This window comes from Streptomyces sp. NPDC059010 (genome assembly GCF_042740355.1).
GTDB lineage: Bacteria > Actinomycetota > Actinomycetes > Streptomycetales > Streptomycetaceae > Streptomyces.
Genome location: NZ_JBHYJA010000042.1, coordinates 14,490 through 35,225 on the forward strand (window position 1 = coordinate 14,490; position 20,736 = coordinate 35,225).

The following is a 20,736-nucleotide window of genomic DNA, read 5'->3' on the forward strand; positions in this document are numbered from 1 at the left end:
GGGGGTGGGGGCCGCCCTGCGGTGTGGGGGGGGGGGGGGCGGGGGGGGGGGGGGGGGGGGGCGCCCGGGGGCCCCCCCCCCACCAGTTGATGGCTCGAAGCCTGCCAAGTCAGTCGTTACGCCGGGTCGATCCGCGAGACGCTGCCCCCCAGGTCGAGCACGTACAGCTCGCCATTTCCTGCCTGCGCGAACGAGACGACCTGACCGCCGTCGACCCCGAGGTCGCTCACGCCGGTCACGTCGCCGTTCTTCATCTGCAGGGCGCGGACGGTGCCGTCACAGTAGTCGCTGAACACGTACTGACCCACGAGGTCCGGGATCTCCTCGCCTCGGTAGACGTATCCTCCGGTCACCGAGCAGCCCAGTCCGTTGCGGTCGTACTCATGGATCGGCAGTACGTGGTTCGCGGGCTCCGTGCCGCCCCGGAACGGATGGTTGCCCTCCATCTGGGACCAGCCGTAGTTCTCGCCGCCCTTGCTGGTCGCCGGGGCCCAGTCGATCTCCTCCCAGGCGCTCTGGCCGACGTCCCCGATCAGCAGGTCGCCCGTGCCCGCGTCGAAGGAGAACCGCCACGGATTGCGCAGCCCGTACGCCCAGATCTCGTCCTTCGCGTTCGGGTCGTCCACGAACGGGTTGCCCGGCGGGATCGCGTACGGCTTGCCGCCTCTCGGGTCGATCCGCAGGAGCTTGCCCAACAGCGTGTCGAGATTCTGCCCGTTGCCGTGCGGGTCGCCGCCTGAGCCGCCGTCGCCGAGCGCGATGTAGAGGTACCCGTCGGGGCCGAACGCGATGTCGCCGCCGTTGTGGTTCGCGTAGGGCTGTGTCTGGGTGAGGACGGTGCGCCGTGTGTCCGGCTGGATCTCACCAGTCCGCACGGCGAACTCGTCCACGGTGCTGGTGCCTTGGAGGTTGGTGAACGAGATGTAGAAGTGCGCGAACTCCTTGTCGAACGCGACGCCTAACAGGCCGCGTTCGCCGTCGGTGGTGGTCTCGCCGGTGATGTCTAGGACGGGGTCGCCGAGCCCCTGATCGTCCAAGACCCTCACTGTGCCAGCGCGTTCGGCTATCCAGACTGTGCCACCGGGACCAGCGGTGCCGGCGGATGGATTCCGTGCCGTGGCCACCTTCGTGAGTACGACCTTCGCAGCTGCCTGAGAGGGGGCGGCGGGTTCGTCGGCAGACGCCGTGGTCCAGGCGAGGGAAGCGACGAGGCAGAGGGTGCCGATGATGGCCGAGCTTCTGGTACGAAGTTTCACCGTGAGCCTCCTAGAGGCGGCGAACGTGGGGAGAGCACCCGGCTGCCGGGGGCAGAGTGCGGGTGTCGTCCACGCCGGCACGCAACCGTGGGGGGTTGGGGGGGATGCTGCGCTACTGGCCACGGATGAGGCTACCGGGACGGGAGTTGTTGAAATAGACCACAGTTCAGCCGCCTGTTTGTCAGGCCATCGCACCGTCTCGCGCTGTTCAGCGTGTCTCGTCGGGGAGCCGTCCCCCGTCGAGGTCCGCCATGAACGAGTCCAGACGCCTTGCCGCGTCGGCGACATCGTGCTTGGCCGCGGCCGTGATGACCAGCAGTTTCCGGGTCAGTGCCATCCGTACGCCCTCCGGGACCTGCAGTGCGCGCACCCTTGCGTGCGCTTCCTTCAGTCGCACCGCGACCAACGCGCGGTGCTGGCGCTGGCTGTCTCGTTCGGCCTCGGGAGACGGGGAGCCGAGCAGGTCGACGATGCGTGTGATGGACTCCAGAACCGGTTGTCCCTCAGCCCCGATGCTGGCGGCGAACGAGGCCACCGCGAGCAAGGCCCGGCGTACGTCCTGGTATGCGGTGCCGGCTGTGAGGAGCGGCAGGTGTTCGTCGAGGGCGTGAGCGGTGTCTGGTGGCGCCAGCCCGCGTAGTTCCGAGATCAAGTGATGTAGTTCCTGAAGCGCCACGATCAGATCGGCGGGCACCGGCGTCGCGTCGACGGCTGCGGCTTGGCTGTGGACGATGCCGGTGTTCAGGTGACCGCCGTGTATGGCCACTTGGTCGCCGTAGACGTAATTGTGACCGCCCAGGCGTTCACCGGCACCCACTGAGTGGGGGAAGGCCTCGGTCGTCTCCTCCGCGTCGGCCGGCCACGGCTCCTGAGCCTTCTTCATAAGTCCGCGAGTGGTCGAACGGCGCCGGGATTCTGCCTGGCCCTGGCCCTGGCCCTGACTCTGGCGCCCGATCACGGACTCGTCGAGCGCGAGACGTGCTGCCTTTGCTTGAGGGTGGCGGGCTCCAAGGAGGGTGGCGGAACGTTGTGCCGCCACGGCAAGGACATCGGTGAGTCGTCCGGCCGTCTCCTCGTCCCCACGCTCACGCGCCTGTGTCTGCCGCGCCTCGGTCATGATCACCAGGGCTTCCAGCGCCCGGGGGTGATCCCTGCCCCAGCGGTCGATCTGGCGGCCGCACACGTCTTCCAGCTCCCTCACCAGGCCTTCGACATGACTCCAAGTCGGCGACGCCTGCCTGCACTCGAAGCGGAACAGCAGGTGAGCCGCACGCATCCGGATGTCCAGCCACACCGCCGAGCCGTCGGCATCCCTCGCGAGGTGCGCGGCATCCCGGGCGTACCGCTGGGCCGCCGACCATGCCCCCAACATGCTGCTCACCATGCCGCGTTGGACGAGTGTGTACGCCCTCTCCGCGAGGGTCGAAGGGGCGGCGGTGCTCAGGGCCAGAAGGGCCTCGGTGGAACGACCGCTCTCGGCGAGGACGCTGGCGATCCGATTGTGCACCGCACACCGGTGCGCTGCGGGGACCCTGCCACTCCCCATCCACCACTGGACGACCTGGACGGTTCCGGTGAACTCGATCTCGGCCGGATCCGCCAGCTCACGGAGCAGGGCGAGGAAGTAGGACATGTCGCTCGCGTCCTGCCAGGTGTGGAGCAGGCTGCTGTCACCCTCCATGGTCAGGACCACTTCCGACAGCGACGCGAGGGCCTCGTGCGAGCCTGCCACGGCCTGTTCGGCGACCTCGATCCGGTGCTGCCACAGCGAAGTACTCTCAGGGCTCATCCGGATCGCCTCCCAGAGCGCTGTTGCCGAACTGCCGTAGGGTGCGCCTGCGTTGCTCTTGTGCGTCCTGCGCCGTGATGAGACCCGATTCCTCCCACTGACGCAACGACGCCAGTACGTCCTCGGTCCTGCCCCGCACGCTCCGCCCGGCCGCTCGCGTCGGCGGAACGGCTCCGTCACTTCGGAGATGGTCGACGGCGAAGTGCGGGAACAGCTCCATGGCGTGCCGGACCGAGGCTGCGATGAGGACGTTACTCCCCCGGGCCGAGTCTTCCCGGCTGGTCAGCTGTTCCATGAGGATGCCCACCACGGGGCGCTCGTCGCTGTCCTTGACCGGGTCGGTGTCCACAGGACTGCCCGAGTACCCGGAGAAGTCGTCGACGTCCTGCTCGGCGGTCAGCTGGATTCCGGTGAATTCGCCCTGCTCGGCGCTGCGGTAGGTGATCGGGGCGTGGGTGACGGTGCCGCTGAGCTGCAGGTTCTCACCCGGCGGACAGTACGATCCGCGCCATCGCACCCTTGGTCGCGGCCAGTCGGTCGGCGGTGCGAGCGGCAACTGGTGGGCGCGGGCGCCCTCGACGGCTATGAGCGCGAGGTCGACCTCCTCGACCGCGTCGCACAACCGGCCCTTGAGGGTCCGCCCATCGGGCAGTTCGAGTTCCAGGGAGGCGTCTTGCGAGGACATCTGCTGCAGACAGTGCAGGGCCGTCAGGACGTAGACCCGCGTCATCAGGAAGCCGGCGCCCAGCGGCGTACCGCCCTCCTTGATCCGCACCCAGTAATGGCCGCCGGTCATTTTGGGCCGGCGACCCGTTCCACCGTGAGCGTCACCCCGAACGACGCCTCCGCCGACGCCTTCGAGAGGATCACGCCCGCTTCGGCGGCCAGGGTGATGCCGAAGGTCACCTCCATGGTCTTGACCGACCAGCCGTTGCGCTCCGGAACCTGCGCGAGTGAATCCCGCGCGATGGCCGACGCCTGGACGATGGCGGCTTGCAGTTCGTCGGAGCGGTCGGACAGGTTCACGGCCTGTCTGACCCGGCTGCTGATCTGCCGACCACCGTGCCCGTTCAGCTCCACGGTCTCCACCCGCACCACCGGAGTCCCGGTCTCAGCTTCATCTGCCACAGAGGGCTCCTTCAACGGTCTGGGACATCGGCTCCTGCGGGCTCGTCGATCCCGGTCGGCACGAATCGGCTGGACATGTGGTCAACTGCCCTACCTCCAGCGGGTGTTCCATCTGACGACGCCGTACCCATTGTCGCCCACCAGGGCGTTCCGGATGAAGCCGGAGGTGCTCGGCAGCGCGTCGACGGCGCGCCACGGCGTACGAGAGGGCCGTCGCCGGCGGCGCGAGTCTCAGGCGCCCCGCCGAGAACCTGCCGCTCCATCAGCTTAGGGAGGGTTCAGAGAACACCGCCGGAGTTGCGCTCGCAGAGGTGCAGTTCGATCCTGGAGTTGTGGCTCGCCCACCTGCGCTCTTTGCCACGTAGCGTGGCGGCACAGACTCACTCCCGTCACCCGCTGCCTCTCGATGACGGCGACGGGGTGTCGGGCAGTGGGAGGCAGAACGGCGGCTCCAGGCAAACCCGACCAGGACCCTCATGAAGCCGCTTCCCCCTCCGAGGAAGCCATCGGCATCCTCGCCGGCCGGACCGCCCTCGCCGCGTCACACCATCCAGCCAGCTGACACAGCTCAAGGAGACCGGGGAGTTTCATGACTGGCATACCTCAGCGTCTTCAGTTCCGACTTCGGTACTTCATCGAACACGACTCCGTGGATGATATCGCCGGAGGGGCAAATGACGATGTTTACATGTCCGCTGTCGGGCTTGACTCATCGTCGGTAAAAATCGGGCCTGACAGAAAACCTGTCGCGGACCTGATACGGGCAGCGCAAATCGGAGACGTTTCCGACAATGCCATACGAGGGGCGTGGCGTGACCAGCCCCATCCGCTGATCGAATTTGACCTGCAGCAAGCTGGAGACTTCCCGCGCACCTACACAGTAACGCTTTTCATCGTAGAGGAGGACAATGGCGATCTAGTAGACGACTTCAAGAAACTGGAGGAAATGGTCGGAGAAAAGATAAAGCAGGCCGCTCAGGCTGCGGCCGCCTCGGCTGCGACTGCGGCTGTCGGTGCGGCGGTGGGATCGGCCGTGCCTGGCGTCGGGACAGCTGTCGGGTTCGCCGTCGGAGCCCTTGCCGGATTGGCATACGAGGGAGTTATCGCAGCGATAATAGAGCTCCTGGAGGACACGATCTTCACGCCGGTCCCGGTCACCCTGACGGCACCTGATCGCATGTCCATCGGGACCCAGCCCGGCGTCGGGAGCCAACAATCGCTAAGGGTCCGGGAACATGGAGCCGACTATGAAATCTTCTATGACTGGAATGTCATAGAGATTGCATTCCCCACGCTGCGTCTGGGTTCTGAAGGGGAATCGGTGCGCAAGCTCCAGCGACTGTTGAACGGGCACGTGCCCGATCTCCCCTCCCTCGCCATCGACGGGAACTTCGGCCCCAAGACGGACGCCCGCGTACGCGAATACCAGCGTCGCGTCGAAATCACCGTCGACGGCATCGCCGGCCCCCAGACCTGGGGCATGCTGACAGGCGGCGAACTGTCACAAGAAGCCGCCTCCGGTGCACCAAAACTGCAGCAGGGCTCACACGGGCCAGCAGTACGAAAACTCCAGCGACTCCTCAACGCCCGCATCCCCGACCTCCAACAACTCGCCATCGACGGCCAGTTCGGCCCGGTCACACACGGCCGAGTACGTGAATTCCAACGCCGCATCGCCATCGTGATCGACGGCATCGTCGGACCACAGACCTGGGGACAGCTGACTCAGTAGCAGTAGGAGGCGAGATCTGACTTGGAGCGGTGCCGACACAGGGCGAGGTGAGCGGGACGTCCGCCGCCTGCGCGAGCGTTGAGCCTCACGCGTTCACAACCAGGAGGATGACATGTCCCCGGACCCAGATGACGTCAATGGCCCTGGTCCGCCGGACGGTATCGGTGCTCCCACGCTGCGTCTGGGTTCCGAGGGAGAATCGGTGCGCAAGCTCCAGCGACTGTTGAACGGGCACGTGCCCGATCTCCCCTCCCTCGCCATCGACGGGAACTTCGGCCCCAAGACGGACGCCCGCGTACGCGAATACCAGCGTCGCGTCGAAATCACCGTCGACGGCATCGCCGGCCCCCAGACCTGGGGCATGCTGACAGGCGGCGAACTGTCACAAGAAGCCGCCTCCGGTGCACCAAAACTGCAGCAGGGCTCACACGGGCCAGCAGTACGAAAACTCCAGCGACTCCTCAACGCCCGCATCCCCGACCTCCAACAACTCGCCATCGACGGCCAGTTCGGCCCGGTCACACACGGCCGAGTACGTGAATTCCAACGCCGCATCGCCATCGTGATCGACGGCATCGTCGGACCACAGACCTGGGGACACCTGACCGAAGAGGCTGCCATAGAACTTCTTGAATCCGCACGCTTCCGCGGGGATCCAGTACTGGAGCAAGTTCGCGCCGGGGTCACCAGTAAGTACCTCAAGCACGGCCAGAGCGGTCCTCACATCGCGGCCGTCCAGAATGCGCTTCTCGATCTGGGTCCGAAATACGCGATACCGAGTGGGGCCACTGGTTTCTTTGGCAACGAGACATCCAGCGCCGTGATCAAGTACAAGCAGGACGAGGGACTGAGCCCCGCGGACCCTGTCGTCGGAAAGGGAACCATCTCTCATCTGGACGCAGCGTGGGCTCTGCCATACGCGGACCGGGACGAGTGGCTCTCTTGGAAGCACCGCCCCCTGCCGGCCTTCAACTTCACCAGGAAGGACGAGAAGGACCGGCTGGACGCCGGCCTGGGCTTCACCTTCAACCCCCTGTGCGGGGCCATCCCCCAGGTCTTCAAGGACGCGATCGTCGCAGCCCTCACCGCGCTTCTGGACCCTCGGGGATCTCCAGATGGGCGGTACACCCCTTCGGCCACGTGGGGCGTCAGTCCGGTCGACTTCTACCACTTCCACATCGTTGTGGATCAGAATCCTGTTCCCCATCCGAGCTGGTTCGGGGTGGACGGCACACTCCAGGACAGGGCGAAGAAGCTCTGGGAGCGCGCCGAAGAACTCAAGGCAAAAGCCAATGCCGTGGCGCCGCAAGGGTCACAGGCATGGACGACTGCGTACCGAGCCATGCTCTTGGCTCCCACTTCGGGAAGCACCAAAGGCATGGTCGACTTGTTCATAGAGATGCTCAAGGAAGCGCGTTCCAACAGCCTGGCAACACAACAGAACATCAGGCTCCTCTGGCACACCTTCGAGTCGCCGCAGCGGCGTCCCGCGAGTGTCACGAGCCTGGTGCCTCGGCGCCACTGGAGGAACACTCTGCTCCCGACGCCCAGCGCCCTGTCACATCCGCCTTTCGTACCGACCCCGTCCAACAACTTCGCCCACTACTTCAACTTCGCGGAACCGGCCTTCCTCGTGTACAAGAGTCGCGTCATCACCGTATTCGGTCCGACCATCACCGAAACCGCCGCACTACTCGGACTCGACTTGGTCGACATCATCGCCGCGTTCGGCGCCCCACCCACGACCTAAGCGAGCGGGCATTCTGCGGATCTCCGTCTGACTTCAGCCGGCTGAACGAGTTGAACAGGCCTGGTTGGTGCCTACGGCCGCCGGTTCCTCACCCCCCAGCTCCAGGCACTCGCCGTTCACCGCTCGTGGACAACGCGTCCGTCGAACACCGTGAGATCGACCTCCACCTGTGTGATGTCGTGAGGGTCGAGATCGAGCAGCGGGCGGTCGAGGACGCAGAGGTCGGCGACCTTGCCCGGTTCGATCGTGCCTTTCTAGCCGTCGGCGAAGTCCTGCCATGCCGCGTTGGCCGTGTACGCGCGCAGGGCGTCGGAGATCGGCACACACTGGTCAGGGCCGCTCTGGCGGCCGCTGGCTTTGGACTCGCGCAGCATCATCGAGGCCACGCCCCCGGCGCCAGTCGGGCTCCGTGATCGGTGCGTCGGAGCTGGAGCAGACCGTGACACCGGCTTCGATCGCCGAGCGCACGGGCCACTGGTAGGCCGAGCGTTGGGGGCCCACGACGTCGTCCATGAGGTGGGCGATGGTCCATTTGATTCCAGGGTTCATGTTGACGCCGTAGCCGTGTGCGGCGAGCTTGGCCAGGCTGTCCCGGCTGATGAAGTCGCCGTGGATAACGTCGTGGCGGGCATCGGGGCGGGGCGTGGCCTCGTCGGCGGCGAGGAAGGCGTCCACGACGGTGTCGATGGCCCGGTCGCCGGTGACGTGCACGCCGAGCTGGAACCCGGCCTCGTGGGCGAGGCGGATCATCTCGCGTAGTTCCCGCACCTGTAGCGCCGGGGTCTCGCCGTGCACGCACAGCGCGCCGTGACCGCCTTCCGGATAGGGCTCGCTCATCCAGGCCGTACGGTTCGGGGGCACTCCGTCGGCGAAGATCTTGACGCCGATGGGGAGGGGGCGTGCGCAGATGCTGTCGTGGCGTTGGCCAGGTGTCACCAGGATCGCGAGAGGCCGCCCGCGACCATCGCAGGCGCGCTTCTCCCGCGCCCCTGCCCCGGAGGAGATGTTCACCGGGCAGCGGCAAAACCGGCCCACCAGTCGGCAGCCATGGTCACCCCATCTCTTCCTGGACGCCTTCAGGATCGTCTGACGCCCTAAGGCCGAAGACGAAGCCTGAGGGAATCTTGGCCCTACTTCTCGTGATCTGCCCGTTCGTCAAGCGCACCCTGATGGTGATCTTCCGTGGAAACTTCCCATCGCCCCCGCCCGCCGTCGGCCCGCGCCGTCACGCGCTCCTCGGACCCACTCTGGCTGGCGGGAGACGGCTCCACTAGGGTCCGTGTGGCCTGCCGGCGCTGGGCGATGGTCGGAGAGGGGAGGGTCCCCGACCAACATCCACACCCCGGACAGGCCGCCCGCCCTGCGGTCGTGCGGGCCTCGACCCGGACGACCGTGTCGGTCACCTCGACCGATTCCACCAACACGCCCTCGACCGAGGAGAACAGCAGCTCGTCAAGCTTCGGCAGCACTTCGTTCACGGCGAAGGACTGTCGACCGCACCACCATCCAGCCGGGCGATTTTCGGGCGAACTCGCCCGCCACCACACGAAGATCAACAGTCACCCTGCGTACGCGCCCACACGAAGTGGACCAGAGCCCATCTTCGGGAGTCGTTTGTCGATGGCTTTGGGAGTCGTTGCCTGGCGCCCGGGGTGATCGATGTCAGCGACATTTGATGTCGCATGCTGGTTCGGTCCTGTGCGTCTGCGGCATGGTCATCAGGTGATGCGGATCTGGGAGACTGGGCTTCTGTGACACACTCTGATCTTGCTCGCCGCATCCATGCTGTTTCCCACCTGACCGGGACGTTCACCTTGCGCTCGGGACGCACCGCGACGGAGTACTTCGACAAGTACCGCTTCGAGGGCGACCCTGTTCTCCTCGATGAGGTGGCCCGTGCGATGGCTCGACTGGTGCCGGCCGACATCGAGGTATTGGCCGGACTGGAGATGGGCGGCATCCCTGTCGTCACGGCACTGGGCCGACACACTGGTCTGCCCTGTGCGTTCGTCCGCAAGCAGGCCAAACCGTATGGCACCTGTCGTCTGGCCGAAGGTGCGGAGCTGGCCGGGCGTCGAGTGCTGGTGGTCGAAGATGTCGTCACCAGTGGCGGGCAGGTCGTGCTGTCGACCGCTGACCTGCGTGCTCTCGGCGCGGACATCAGCACGGCTCTGTGTGTGATCGACCGTGAGCAGGGCGGTGGCGAGGCTCTCGCGGCGGAGGGGATCGAGCTCGTTTCCCTGCTGACCGCCACGGACGTGCGCGACGCTTCGTAAGCGTCGCTGGCGGCGTCCCCACGCTGAGTGGGGATGCTGCCGCAGATTGGTCAGCTTGCCTGCTCCGCCTTGGCTTTGGTGTGGGCGAGGCGGTAGGACTCCGTCCCGGTCTGGATGATGCTCCGTTGAAGGTGAGCCGGTCGACGATGGCCGCGCAAGCCGCGGGTCCGTGAAGGTCTTCGTCCAGGCACCGAACGACTCGTTGGAGGCGATCGCGACGCTGTTCTTCTCCTCGCGCTCGGTCAGAACCTGGAACAACAGCTCGGCCCCTCGCCGGTCCAGCTCCATGTAGCCGAGTTCGTCAATGCATAAAAGATCGACGCGGCCGTAGCGGGCGATGGTCTTCGACAGCTGTTTCTCGTCGGCAGCCTCGACCAGTTCGTTCACGAGCTTGGTGGCAAGGGTCTAGCGCACCCGGAAGCCCGTCATCGCTGCCTCGGTGCCCAGCGAGATCAGCAGGTGGGACTTGCCGGTGCCGGAGTCGCCGATGGCGCGCCGTTTCACCTGCAGCCGACGCTTCGCGTACAGGCCGGACTGCTCACCGGCCCGGCTCTGTGTCGTCCTCAGACGCGGCGCCCAAGGATCGCCGAACCAGAGCTGATCACCGCCGTCAAGGGCGATGCCGTCGAGGCCGTACTCGGTCTCGGCGAGCAGCAGCACGCACCGCCGGCAGTGGTCGTCCCGCAGCGGGAGCACGCCACGGCAGCGGTCCCACGGGCCCACGGGCCGGTCGATGCCCCAGCCGAGGCAGCCGGCACGCCGCTGGTCCCTCGCGTTCGTCCAGGCCAGGCACTCGCGGCAGTTGCCGAACCCGCGTGACATCCACGACGGCACCAGCCGCGGCCGCGGCGAAGCCAACAGCCCGGCCGTTGGAAGGCCTCCAGCAGGGTGGGACCCATCTGCGGAAGATCAGCCAGCGCCTCCGGCCGGACCAGGCGCTCGTCCGGCGGCCGCGATGCAATGCGAGCCGCGCGCAGTCGCCCGTGTGGAACAGCCATGTCTGTCCGACGCCTCGTTCGGTGGCCATCTTCTCCAGGACCGCCAGGACGATCGGCAGATCGCGAATGTCCCGGCCCCCGATCCTGCGGCCGTGATCCCGGGTGAAAGACCGCGGCCACGGAGCGAACAGGCCGAGCTGGCCCGCCACTTCTTCGACACAGACAGCCGGATCATCCCCGCGCGGCTGAGTCGTTCCTCGCGCCCATACCGGGAGCTTGAACACGGTACGCAGGCCCGCGTACCGCAGCGGAAAGCTGGACAGTCGTATGCCGCTGATTCCAATCGCGAGCTGCAGTGGCCGCCCCGGCGGCAGTTCACGCCGTTCCGCCTCGGCGCGCATCCAGACATCGTCCTCGCCCAACCGGACCGCGATGCGGCACCCCCGACAGGTGCCGTCGACGCTGACGCTCCCTGGCCAGCCGCACCTGCGGCAGACCGCCTCGCGCAGTACGCCCCGGCGCACGTGGTAGCGGCCCTCGCGGCACTCCCGGCACAGGCCGGACCTCATGACCTCACCCCACGTGGTGCACAACGAGCACGACGCGGGGCGCTCCGCCCTGCCCACTCAATCAGCGAGGAGCGACTCGTCCCAGTCGATGTGATGCCGTGTGAGCCAGGGCGCCGCGTTGCGCGGACCGCGTTTCAGCAATCTCGGCAGCATGAAGTCCCGGAAAACGCGCTGCAGCGGGGCCGGGATCGCTCGTCGCCTCATACGGGCGCTCGTTGTGACAAGCCGTTCGACGCGGTCGCGACGTAGCTGTTCGTACCGCGAGAACGCCGGCCAGCCATGCGGCAGATCGCGTAGGCACTTGGCGAGAACGACTGCGTCCTCGATGGCCATTGCGGCTCCATGACCGGCGTTCGGTGACGCAACGTGGGCGGCGTCACCTATGACGATCATGGGGCCTGCGTACCAAACAGGGGTGGATTCGACGTCGTAGACGTGGATGCCGACGACATCGTCGCCGGTGGATTGGATCAGCTCCACTCCCGGCCCCTGCTCACCGAGGAGATGCTCGACGGCACGCTGCCTCCACTGCGCAGGTGTCGTCGCAGTAGCTCTTTCATTCGCGGGTTCTGCACCAGGGATGTTGGTGAACCACCAGGTGTCGCCATCCGGGGTGGTGAGGTAAGCGAAGAAGGCGCGTTTTCCGTAGATCATGCGGAAGGTCTCCGGCGGAGCGACGACCGGAGGCTTGCGGGCATATCCGCAGACGACGTCTTCGCCCGTGTACTTGGCGATCGGGGCACTGGAATCGATGAGTCGGCGGACGGCGGAGCGAACACCGTCGGCCCCGATGAGCAGGTCGCCGTCAGCGGTGCTTCCGTCCGCGAAGGCGGCTACGACGCGTCCTTGTGGCGTGGTCGTGGCAGTCGCGAGCCGCTTGCCGTGTTCGATACGGATTCCGCGACTCACTGCCTGGCCGTACAACGCCCGGCACAGATCCGCACGCCTGAGTGTGCGGGGGCCGGGAAGAGCGCCGAAGTCGTCCCGGGCGAGGCGAGCTTCTCCAAGCTGCTTGCCGGTTCCGTCGGTGAACTCGACTCGCTCAGCCGGGAAAGAAAGGTCGAGTACGGGTCGGTGGGCGTCAATCGCGCGGAGGGCGTCGATGCCGTTGGCGAAGAGAGACAGGAAGGCCCCACGATGGTCGACACCTGCGGGATACGCCTCGTATACCACCGAGGTCAGGCCGGCCTTCTGAAGGGCTATCGCAGTGGTTAGCCCGGCGATGCCCCCACCGGCGATCAGTGCGTGCGTCATGATCCTCCGTTCGGTTGTGCCGTGCGGAGTGCGTCGGACAGAGCGATGAGTTCGCGGACATCGGCGTCCAGGGAGGGTTCGTCCGGCACTGCGATCGGTATGGCGGCCGCGAGTACGGGCTCGCTCTCGGCGCTGGCCCGAAGAGCCTGGCGGAGGCGAGCCGAGAACTCTGCTGGACTACGGCAGGCACGAGCGTCGGCGTCCCCTTGGAGCGAGGCCAGGTAGGGACTGATACGAACCAGTCCGTCACGACACTCGATCACGCGGCGGTAGTAACGACGGTGGACGCTCCGGGGATTCAGCGCCTCATGCCAGGACCTGCCGGGCAGCCTGAACAGCGCGTTTTCAGGGAATCGTTCGTGCAACGCCGCCCACAGGGGACCGAGGCGGCGGTACTGCCGTAGATGACGCCACCAAAGGCGCAGGGCGAGCAGGTGCATGACCGCGGAGGGGTAGGTGACCCCGACCAAGAAGGCGATGAGGCCCGGCAGGAGGAAGAACACGGCGGCGAACCAGCCCAGTGCAGTCTCCGCAGCCCCTTCGGTCGGCAGGGACTGTGGTGCACTGCCGCCGCCTCCCCAGCGCAGGGCGACCGCCACCACGAACAGGGCGCTGGCCACCGCGATCCCGATCATGCCGAACGCTGCGAGGCGGAGCCCTCGCCTGAAGCGCGGTCGCGCGCCACACGCGTACCGCCGGTTCCATACCCATGCCCGGGTGAACCCGAAAACCGCGTAGGAGTCGGCGGCCACGAAGAAGACGGCAACGCTGGTGACCCGGTGGTCGCGGGTACCCACGCCCGCCGGCGTCAGCAGCGCCGCTACGACCAGCACCGCCAGGGTCAGGGCCAGCGGGATGCCGTACTGCCATGCCCGCCGCTTCGCCCGGCGGTGGTCCAGGGCCGAGTAGAGGTAGAAGCAGACCAGGCCGTGGATGCCGGTCACGATCAGGGCGTGCTCGATGAGGCGGGACGTCATCGGCGACATGCCCAGCAGATCGGTGCCGTGGTCGGCGGCGCGTCCGAAGGGAAAGGAGATGGTCCAGCCGGTGATCAGCCCGCACAGCGACCACAGGGTTCGGTCCCGGGGAGCCCGCGCCAGCCTGACCACGGTCCAGGCAAGGACGAGGCACACCGTGATGCCGTAGATCCCGAGGAGTTCGCTCATAGCCAGCCCAGCCGATCGCTGAGTGCGGCGGCAATCCGCTGCGCCGCTTCATGATCCGTGGCCTTCGGGACGACGTGGTCGAGGACCGACGCCCACTCCAGGATCACGGTGGCGACCGTCTCGGCCTCGCGCTCCCGCTCGTCGTCGTATGCCGTGCGGCCGAACGCGCACCCAATCGGGCCTGCCGGCCACACCGGAAACCAGGTGTCCAATGCGGCCGATACGTCGCCGCGCCCCAGGGCGGAGAGCAAACCGAGAGGCACACCGCTCACGTGACCGCGGAAGCCGTGACCGAATTCGTGGAGGATGATGTGCCGCTTGTGGGGCCGACTGGTGTTCTCTTGAAAGACGATGAAGTCCTCGCTCTGCGCGCTGATCCACAGCCCGAACGGTCCCGGTACGGGTATTGCGTACGGCACCAGGTGAATCGGTCTGCCACGCTGCTGAGCGAACCGCCTACACAGCTCCTCGACGTCGAGCGGCGGTTGGATGTCCAAATCTTTGAGCAATTGCCGACAGCGTCGGCGTAAGTCACGCTCGCTCATCGGTAACGAGGTCCTTCCCGTGTGCATCGGGCGATGGAGCCTCTCCGGCGTCAAGCCGAATGGCTCGGGCGCCAGGCGTCAGGAGTCATCCGCGTCCGCGGGATTGCGAGTCTGGTCCTTGGACAGGACGTACTCGACGATCTGGGAGACGGCGGCGAGGCCTTCGGGGCCCAGCTCAAGGGCCCGCAGCGCGAGGCTTTTGACCTCGGGATGGCGACCGACCTTGGCCAGGGCGATGTCCACCTCGGCCTGTTCGGGTGGTGTGTCCTCCAGGAAGTACGTCACAGGGACAGCGAAGAACCGGGCCAACGCGGTGCGCAGGTCCATAGACGGGTTGCGCTTAGTGCCGTTCCGCAGGGCGGACAGATAGGCCCCACTGACTCGGATCCCAGCGCTGTCCTGCTTGATCGCCGCAGCGACTTCCTCGTTCGTGTACCTACGCCCCCTTGGGCCCTCCGGGCGGATCTCGTCGAACAGCCGCTCAAGGCCGTCGGCCAGCGGCGACCGCTTTTCGGCATCGGACACAGCCTCACCCCGAATGCTGGACCTCGCGATGCTCTTTCAACTCCCTTTACTTGAGCATCGATTGACAGGAAGGTACGGCTCCACTCTAAACTCACTCTCCATCAGATTCAACCAGCAGTTGAGTCATTGAGCAGGTTGATCATCCCATAGTTGTTCAGCATTGAACCGACGGGACGCGAGAGGCCCGCGCGGAACCGGGGAAGACGACCCTCCGCGCTACGGACACGGCGGCGCCGCACTCATGGCACCCCGCCTCAGCCCCGCGCCCCCGCCACGAGGGGACGATGAACATGGCTCCACCACCACGCACGGTCGTCGAACCGGCCGCCGGCGCCGTACACACCACGCGCTGCTCACTGTGCGGCGAATCCTTGGTCGACAAGGTGACCGGCACGCTCTACCGGCACACCTGGGACCGAAGGGCGGCCTGTACCGTCGAAGACGCCCGCCGCGACCGACGGTCACTCGCCCTGATCCTTGCCGACGTGGATCGCTTCAAGGCCGTCAACGACAACTACGGTCACCCCGCAGGAGACACCCTCCTTCACGCCATCGCCGCTGTGCTGTCCGGCGAGAGTGGCGACACCGGCATCGTCGGACGCTACGGGGGATGCGCCGGGGACGAGTTCCTGATCCTGCTGCCCGGCCTGGACCTCAATCGCGCACTGGTCACCGCTCGGCGTATGCGCGACCAAGTACGCAGGCTCAGCATCGAGGTCCCCACGCAGCGAGGAGTCTCCGTCACTCTCACCGGACCGACGGTCTCTCTGGGAATCGCCGCGGCGTCCGACCTCCCACCGGGCGCCCTGTCCAATCTGCTGCTGGATTGCGACACCGCGCTACGCCAAGCCAAGCGGAGCGGGGGCGACCAAGTCCGCGTCGCTCCCTCCCTCGGGGACGCTCCTCCGCTCGGCACCACGCCGGAGACCCCCGTCCGGGACAGCCCAGGCGTACGCATCCTGCTCGCACCGCAGCACCGTCTGCCGCACATCACCCAAGAGGAGTTGGCGCTCTCACCGCTAGGCGTGGAGCACGTCTACACCATCCTCTCCGCCCTGCTCAACAGGTGCACCGCACCGCTGGACATGCCATGAAGACACACACAAGATCACTCAGCACGCATTACTCTCTCTGGGTGCCCGTCGTCATACCTTGCGCCGTTGCCGCGGGCCGCTGGTGGGACGCGATACGAGTGGACGCCGGGTCCGGACTCAAGATCGTCCGCCACTTCCGCGACGCCAGCCCGTCCCAGCTCGGCCCCGTCATCGCAGACCTGGACATGCCGGTCCCCAGCATCTACTTCCTTGTCCCTCCTCGGTCAGCCGCAAGCTGGGACGCCACCCACTCACAGCCCCTGGGTGCCAACTCGTACGTCGTCGTCCCCAACTCCCGTCGCACCTCTCCACCAGGACCGCACTGGCTCGTCAGACCCCATGGCGCAGCCCGGCACACCAGGCCGGAGTACCTGCGTCGCTACCTGCAGCTCGTCGAAGCAGCGGAGGACACCGACCTACATATCAGTCAGGAGTGAGCCCAAGCAACACCCGTGGAGGGTCACGTGCCTCGCCACACAACGCCATTTATGCGCCTGTTCGGCAGATGGATACGGAGCGGACGACGCAATGACCGACATCGCCGGGACGACTCCCACCGAGCGATCTCCCAACGGTCCAGGTACGCCTTACGGCTTTTGCGACGCGAATGGGTACCCGACATCCTGGAAGCCCTCGCCGCGGGCCCACAACAGTTCAACGTGCTGCTTGAGATGATCCGCGTAAACACCGAGCGCACACAAAATCCTGCGGACCACCGCTACATCCAGGACTCAGTCCTGAACCGAACGCTTACAAAGCTCCGAGAGGAAGAGCTCGTCCAACGCAGCAGAGAATCTGCCTTCCCCTATCACACGACCTATCGCATCACAGCGTCTGGCCGCGGACTGCTCGACGCTCTACTGCCTCTGGCTCGTTGGGCGGAGCAACGCGAATACGAGAATTTCCAACGGCTACCACGTGCCGCTCCACGACGCGCGGAGTGATCGAGCGCTCCTTTGCAGCTGAATCTTCCGAAACCTTCCTCCCGCGCCCGATCTTGACTGCCGAGACCATGGTGCGTCTGCAGAGCAGGGAGGGCCTCAGGTGAGGTACATGCCGAAGATGGATTTAGCCTCCATCTTTCTTGACGGTCTGCCGACGGAGTCGGCGGACCGTTTGGCTTTCGGTGGCTGAGGGCGGGCACTGGGCGCCGGGATGGGGCCGTTCCTGGGTGATCACCATGCCAACGGAGTAGGACAGCCAGCGCCCGCGCTTGGCGAGCCAGGAAACGAACTCGTGGGTGCCGCCCGCGGAGTCGCAGCGGATGAGGATCTGCCGTCCGCGCCGGTATAAAGGGCATGGTGGGCCGTGGCGAGCTGTTCGTCCTCCTCGGTATCGCGATCGGCGCCATCGCCGAGCAGGTGGTCCAGCAGATCGCAACCTCTGAGACCCACGGCCCGGTGGATCTCTCGCATGGGCACGTGGCGGCCGGCCCGCCTGCCGGAACGCCTCCTACCAGGTGGCGAGGTGCAGGCAATGGGTGGCCATCACCGTTCCGTCGACGTCGAAGATCGCGGCGCGTTTCGTGGTCATCCCGGGTGCCCCCGGCCTCTCACAGTTCACGCAGTGCGGGCAGCAGCTTGTGCTCGGCCCATTCCAGGTACGGTTCCTGGTGCTCGCCGCCGATCTGGACGAGGGCGACCTCGGTGAACCCCGCGTCGACGTAAGGCCGTACGGCCTCCACGACCGCCTCCACGTCGTCGCCGCACGGAATGGACTCGGCCACGTCCTCGGGCCGTACGAACTGCGTGGCACCCTCGAACGCCGCGGGCCCGGGCAGTTCGGAGTTGACCGGCCAGCCGCCGCCGAACCAGCGGAACTGGTCGTGGGCACGGGCGATCGCCGAGTCGCGGTCAGTGTCGTAACAGATCGGAAGCTGACCGATCTTGGGCTTGCCCGCACCGCCATGGCGGTCGAACGCGGAAGTCAGTTCCGGCTTGGGTTCCGTGGCGATCAGCAAGTCGGCCAGACGGCCGGCGAGTTCGCACGAGTGGTCACCCGAGACCGCGAGACCGATGGGCAGAGGCGCGTCGGGCAGATCCCACAACTTGGCGTTCGCCACCTCGAAGTGAACACCGTGGTGGTTGACGTTCTCCCCCGCCAAGAGCGAGCGGATGATCTCGACGGCCTCCCCCAGCCTCTCCAGCCGGACGGTCGCGGCGGGCCACCCGCCGCCCACCACATGCTCGTTGAGGTTCTCCCCGGAACCGAGACCGAGGCGGAACCGCCCCTGGGAGAGAAGTTGCAGGGTGGCGGCCTTCTGGGCGACGACCGCCGGGTGGTAGCGCGTCGTCGGGCACGTCACGTACGTCATCAGAGGGATGCGTTCGGTGACTTGCGCAGCGGCACCGAGCACACTCCACGCGTAGGGCGCGTGCCCCTGGGACTCCAGCCAGGGAAAGTAGTGGTCGGACGTGACGGAGAAGTCGAAGCCGGCGCGCTCGGCCCCGACCACATGCCCGACGAGCTCCCGCGGGCCAGCTTGCTCGGTCATCATCGTGTACCCGATCTGCACCATGACGCTCATCTCCTCGTGGGTTGTCTACGCGGAGACCATGACCATTCGGGGCGGCGCTTCCAGCACATCGTCCGAACCAGAGCCTGACCGTCACAGTCCCGCCTGGGGGCTACGGCGACGTCTCACGGCCGAGTGCCCACATATCGGCGATCTACCGACTGCGACCTCTGTCGCGGCGGTGCGGCTGTCGGCTCCGGCGCGCTGTCGCCATAGCCGCAGGTCAGCGCCCAGATGTCCGGCCACGGACGAGAGCCATGAGCACCGGTCCTTCGACCAGCAGTGGCGCCACATGCCCAGCCACTATCTGGATTTCACAAGCCGCAATAGGGCGGACGCAGACGGAAGATGAACCGCCGTGACCACGGAAACCAAGGAGTCGTCCGCCCTCCGACGACCTGAGACGGGCTGGGCAACCGCACGCCGTCTGCACAGGCAGCGCATACGCACCTGCGTACGCGCGACGATCGACGGCGACGACGGGCAAAGCGCTGGGGAGGCGAGTGGAACCTCGTGCGAGGCGAGGACTGAACCCTGCCCGTGCCGAACCCTGAGCGCTGGGGCCTCGCTCTCCCCGGATGCGGCAGTGCGGCAGGCGACCGTCTCCGTGCCGTGGTCGGCAGAGTCAGCCTTGGACGAGTTGATCGGCAAGGCGATGCGCCTGGGCCAGCAGCGTTCCGTAGACCACCAGTGCGTCGGGGTCGTCGGGCACGGCCTCCGGCAACTGTCGGCGGAGCTCGTCGAGCGTGCGGTGGAGTTCGCCGACCGCCTCACGTAGCTGCTCCACGGCGCGGTCGTCGCGGCCGCTCGGGGCGAACTGAGTCTGACCGTACAGCCAGACGGCACACGCCGTACGGCGGAGGAATTCCGCGTAGGCACGGGTGAGTCGCGCGGCCGGCGGAGCCGCCCTCCCCCCGTCGTTGATCTCCCGAAGGGTCCGGGTCATACCTGCCGCATGGACGGCGACGTGGTCCAGTACTGCCAGCACGTCGGCGTACGCCTGGCCGTGCGGGGCAGGAGCCCGGTCGCGGCGCCCGCGCGCATTGCCGCGCATGCTCTCGCGGCTCCAGCCGATCGCCGACCGAGCCCGGTCGACCAGGCGGCCCAGACTCAGTGCGCGCTCGTGCCATTCCCCGGCCGCCCGGCTGTCCCACTCGCCGGCGGCCAGGCCGTCGGCCACCGTGGTCAGGATCTCCTGCGCCTCACGGACCGCGTCCGCCACCGCTGTGCGGGCGTCGCGCAGGTACACGGGAGGCCGGATCAGCGCGTTGACCATTACCCCGACCACCGCGCCGAAGACCGCCTCCGCGATGCGGGCGGCCGACGAGGCGACGGTCACCTGGCCACCGGTCAGCACAAACAGCGCACCGGTGGCAGCGTAGATGCCCTGGCTCCCCAGGCGCCGCCACTGTTCGAGCAACAGCACAGCCGGCAGGACCAACGCCATCGTGACCATTGTGCTGTCCAGCAACAGCCCCATCACGGTCGCTACGGCCGTCCCCACAGCGAACGCCGCGAGCTGCTGCAGACCGTGCGCGACCGACCGGTACACCGTCGACTCCACCAGCACGACCGCGACCCACGGTGCCACGAACGCCATCGGAGCATCGAGCCACCAGCCCACGACCGCCCACGCCACCCAGGCCGCCAGCGCCCCTTTGCCCGCCTGCACCGCCAGATCCCGCTCAGGCCCGGGACCGGTCCACACCCGACGTACCGCCGCTACGGCAGCACCGACCCGCGACCGGACGGCCCATGTCGCCCTACACATCCGCTCCATGGCACAGCAAGTGCCACACCAGGAGCAGGACGCACCCACTGAGAGCGACTTCACTCTGTTAGACAGCCTCCAGATCCCGTGGGTGCATCGGGGGATGTTCGCCATCGTTACGTCTGCTGCCAAGGGGGACCCGTGGGCGAAACGGCTGGTCTGCGTCGTCGTCCCCGCTCCCCGGCTACGCTGCTTGGTGCCTCCCGCTGCCTCGCGGTGCCTACGCGCCGCAGACCGCCACCCGGCTCCTGGAACGGGCGATGCGCCGTGAGGGGATCACGGCCGAGGCGGACGTACTGGATTTGGGCAGCGGTGCGGCACGCTCGTGCTCGTAGTGGCGGCGGCTCGCCTCGGAGGCCCAGTCACCGCGGTCGACATCACTGGCGGGCGATCACCAAGACCTGGCTGAATGCGGTGCCGAACGGCGA

General features: G+C 66.9%; 16 protein-coding genes and 3 pseudogenes. 5 read left to right on the plus strand and 14 right to left on the minus strand.

What is annotated here, in order from left to right; all coding sequences use genetic code 11:
- Positions 1-116: 116 nt before the first annotated feature.
- The 4 genes from ACFWYS_RS34905 to ACFWYS_RS34920 form a co-directional block, all read right to left on the minus strand.
- Positions 117-1,256, minus strand: coding sequence for a PQQ-dependent sugar dehydrogenase (locus ACFWYS_RS34905; protein WP_384777597.1), 1,140 nt, complete (start codon positions 1,254-1,256; stop codon positions 117-119).
- Between the two features lie 208 nt (positions 1,257-1,464).
- Positions 1,465-1,719 carry a hypothetical protein gene (locus tag ACFWYS_RS34910; protein WP_384777821.1) on the minus strand — a complete coding sequence of 85 codons (255 nt, stop codon included), beginning with the start codon at positions 1,717-1,719 and terminating at the stop codon, positions 1,465-1,467.
- Between the two features lie 1,315 nt (positions 1,720-3,034).
- Positions 3,035-3,841 (minus strand): serine protease, encoded by an 807-nt coding sequence (locus ACFWYS_RS34915; protein WP_384777600.1) that lies wholly within the window; start codon positions 3,839-3,841, stop codon positions 3,035-3,037.
- On the minus strand, positions 3,838-4,173 hold the full coding sequence (locus ACFWYS_RS34920) for a CU044_2847 family protein (RefSeq protein ID WP_384777603.1): 336 nt from the start codon (positions 4,171-4,173) through the stop codon (positions 3,838-3,840). The genes ACFWYS_RS34915 and ACFWYS_RS34920 overlap by 4 nt, the downstream gene beginning before the upstream one ends.
- Positions 4,174-4,762: 589 nt before the next feature.
- Here ACFWYS_RS34920 and ACFWYS_RS34925 point away from each other — a divergent pair.
- Positions 4,763-5,905, plus strand: coding sequence for a peptidoglycan-binding protein (locus ACFWYS_RS34925; RefSeq protein ID WP_384777606.1), 1,143 nt, complete (start codon positions 4,763-4,765; stop codon positions 5,903-5,905).
- Positions 5,906-6,107: 202 nt separating this feature from the next.
- Positions 6,108-7,655: a peptidoglycan-binding protein gene (locus tag ACFWYS_RS34930; RefSeq protein ID WP_384777609.1), complete on the plus strand. Its 1,548-nt coding sequence runs from the start codon at positions 6,108-6,110 to the stop codon at positions 7,653-7,655.
- A gap of 116 nt (positions 7,656-7,771) precedes the next feature.
- On the opposite strand, the pseudogene ACFWYS_RS34935 reads toward ACFWYS_RS34930, so the two are convergent.
- Positions 7,772-8,543: pseudogene (locus tag ACFWYS_RS34935) on the minus strand (amidohydrolase); the annotation flags it as partial.
- 242 nt (positions 8,544-8,785) lie between these two features.
- Positions 8,786-9,133: a hypothetical protein gene (locus tag ACFWYS_RS34940; RefSeq protein WP_384777612.1), complete on the minus strand. Its 348-nt coding sequence runs from the start codon at positions 9,131-9,133 to the stop codon at positions 8,786-8,788.
- 204 nt (positions 9,134-9,337) lie between these two features.
- Here ACFWYS_RS34940 and pyrE point away from each other — a divergent pair, with 204 nt between their 5' ends.
- Positions 9,338-9,931, plus strand: coding sequence for an orotate phosphoribosyltransferase (gene pyrE / locus ACFWYS_RS34945; protein ID WP_384777615.1), 594 nt, complete (start codon positions 9,338-9,340; stop codon positions 9,929-9,931).
- Between the two features lie 50 nt (positions 9,932-9,981).
- Here the strand turns inward: pyrE and ACFWYS_RS34950 are convergent.
- From ACFWYS_RS34950 to ACFWYS_RS34970, 5 genes and pseudogenes are all read right to left on the minus strand, one after another.
- Positions 9,982-10,420, minus strand: a pseudogene (locus ACFWYS_RS34950) (ATP-binding protein); the annotation flags it as partial.
- A 1,075-nt stretch (positions 10,421-11,495) separates the two neighbouring features.
- A complete protein-coding gene (locus tag ACFWYS_RS34955; protein ID WP_384777619.1) occupies positions 11,496-12,692 on the minus strand; it encodes an FAD-dependent oxidoreductase in 1,197 nt (398 codons plus the stop codon).
- On the minus strand, positions 12,689-13,858 hold the full coding sequence (locus ACFWYS_RS34960; RefSeq protein WP_384777622.1) for an MAB_1171c family putative transporter: 1,170 nt from the start codon (positions 13,856-13,858) through the stop codon (positions 12,689-12,691). The genes ACFWYS_RS34955 and ACFWYS_RS34960 overlap by 4 nt, the downstream gene beginning before the upstream one ends.
- The gene (locus ACFWYS_RS34965) at positions 13,855-14,403 is read right to left on the minus strand and encodes a hypothetical protein (RefSeq protein WP_384777625.1); all 549 of its coding nucleotides are present in this window, start codon (positions 14,401-14,403) and stop codon (positions 13,855-13,857) included. Before ACFWYS_RS34965 ends, ACFWYS_RS34960 begins: the two co-directional genes overlap by 4 nt.
- Before the next feature lie 78 nt (positions 14,404-14,481).
- Entirely contained in the window at positions 14,482-14,928 is a 447-nt protein-coding gene (locus ACFWYS_RS34970; protein WP_384777628.1) for an XRE family transcriptional regulator, read from the minus strand.
- A gap of 290 nt (positions 14,929-15,218) precedes the next feature.
- Between ACFWYS_RS34970 and ACFWYS_RS34975 the strand changes: the two genes are divergently transcribed.
- Together ACFWYS_RS34975 and ACFWYS_RS34980 are read left to right on the plus strand one after the other, a co-directional pair.
- On the plus strand, positions 15,219-16,022 hold the full coding sequence (locus ACFWYS_RS34975; protein WP_384777631.1) for a GGDEF domain-containing protein: 804 nt from the start codon (positions 15,219-15,221) through the stop codon (positions 16,020-16,022).
- Between the two features lie 671 nt (positions 16,023-16,693).
- Entirely contained in the window at positions 16,694-16,966 is a 273-nt protein-coding gene (locus tag ACFWYS_RS34980; RefSeq protein ID WP_384777824.1) for a winged helix-turn-helix transcriptional regulator, read from the plus strand.
- A gap of 184 nt (positions 16,967-17,150) precedes the next feature.
- Here the strand turns inward: ACFWYS_RS34980 and ACFWYS_RS34985 are convergent.
- From ACFWYS_RS34985 to ACFWYS_RS34995, 3 genes and pseudogenes are all read right to left on the minus strand, one after another.
- Positions 17,151-17,312 (minus strand): annotated as a pseudogene (locus ACFWYS_RS34985) (IS1380 family transposase); the annotation flags it as partial.
- Positions 17,313-17,574: 262 nt separating this feature from the next.
- On the minus strand, positions 17,575-18,540 hold the full coding sequence (locus tag ACFWYS_RS34990; RefSeq protein ID WP_384777634.1) for an LLM class F420-dependent oxidoreductase: 966 nt from the start codon (positions 18,538-18,540) through the stop codon (positions 17,575-17,577).
- Between the two features lie 622 nt (positions 18,541-19,162).
- On the minus strand, positions 19,163-20,317 hold the full coding sequence (locus ACFWYS_RS34995) for an aromatic acid exporter family protein (RefSeq protein WP_384777637.1): 1,155 nt from the start codon (positions 20,315-20,317) through the stop codon (positions 19,163-19,165).
- Between the last annotated feature and the right edge of the window lie 419 nt (positions 20,318-20,736).

Bases quoted from the DNA above. Each gene is read 5' to 3' on its own strand.
- ACFWYS_RS34975 (WP_384777631.1), top strand. From the start codon at position 15,219: ATGGCTCCACCACCACGCACGGTCGTCGAACCGGCCGCCGGCGCCGTA.
- ACFWYS_RS34995 (WP_384777637.1), bottom strand. From the start codon at position 20,317: ATGGAGCGGATGTGTAGGGCGACATGGGCCGTCCGGTCGCGGGTCGGT.
- ACFWYS_RS34915 (WP_384777600.1), bottom strand. From the start codon at position 3,841: ATGACCGGCGGCCATTACTGGGTGCGGATCAAGGAGGGCGGTACGCCG.
- ACFWYS_RS34960 (WP_384777622.1), bottom strand. From the start codon at position 13,858: ATGAGCGAACTCCTCGGGATCTACGGCATCACGGTGTGCCTCGTCCTT.
- ACFWYS_RS34990 (WP_384777634.1), bottom strand. From the start codon at position 18,540: ATGGTGCAGATCGGGTACACGATGATGACCGAGCAAGCTGGCCCGCGG.
- ACFWYS_RS34925 (WP_384777606.1), top strand. From the start codon at position 4,763: ATGACTGGCATACCTCAGCGTCTTCAGTTCCGACTTCGGTACTTCATC.
- pyrE (WP_384777615.1), top strand. From the start codon at position 9,338: ATGCTGGTTCGGTCCTGTGCGTCTGCGGCATGGTCATCAGGTGATGCG.
- ACFWYS_RS34955 (WP_384777619.1), bottom strand. From the start codon at position 12,692: ATGACGCACGCACTGATCGCCGGTGGGGGCATCGCCGGGCTAACCACT.
- ACFWYS_RS34965 (WP_384777625.1), bottom strand. From the start codon at position 14,403: ATGAGCGAGCGTGACTTACGCCGACGCTGTCGGCAATTGCTCAAAGAT.
- ACFWYS_RS34980 (WP_384777824.1), top strand. From the start codon at position 16,694: ATGATCCGCGTAAACACCGAGCGCACACAAAATCCTGCGGACCACCGC.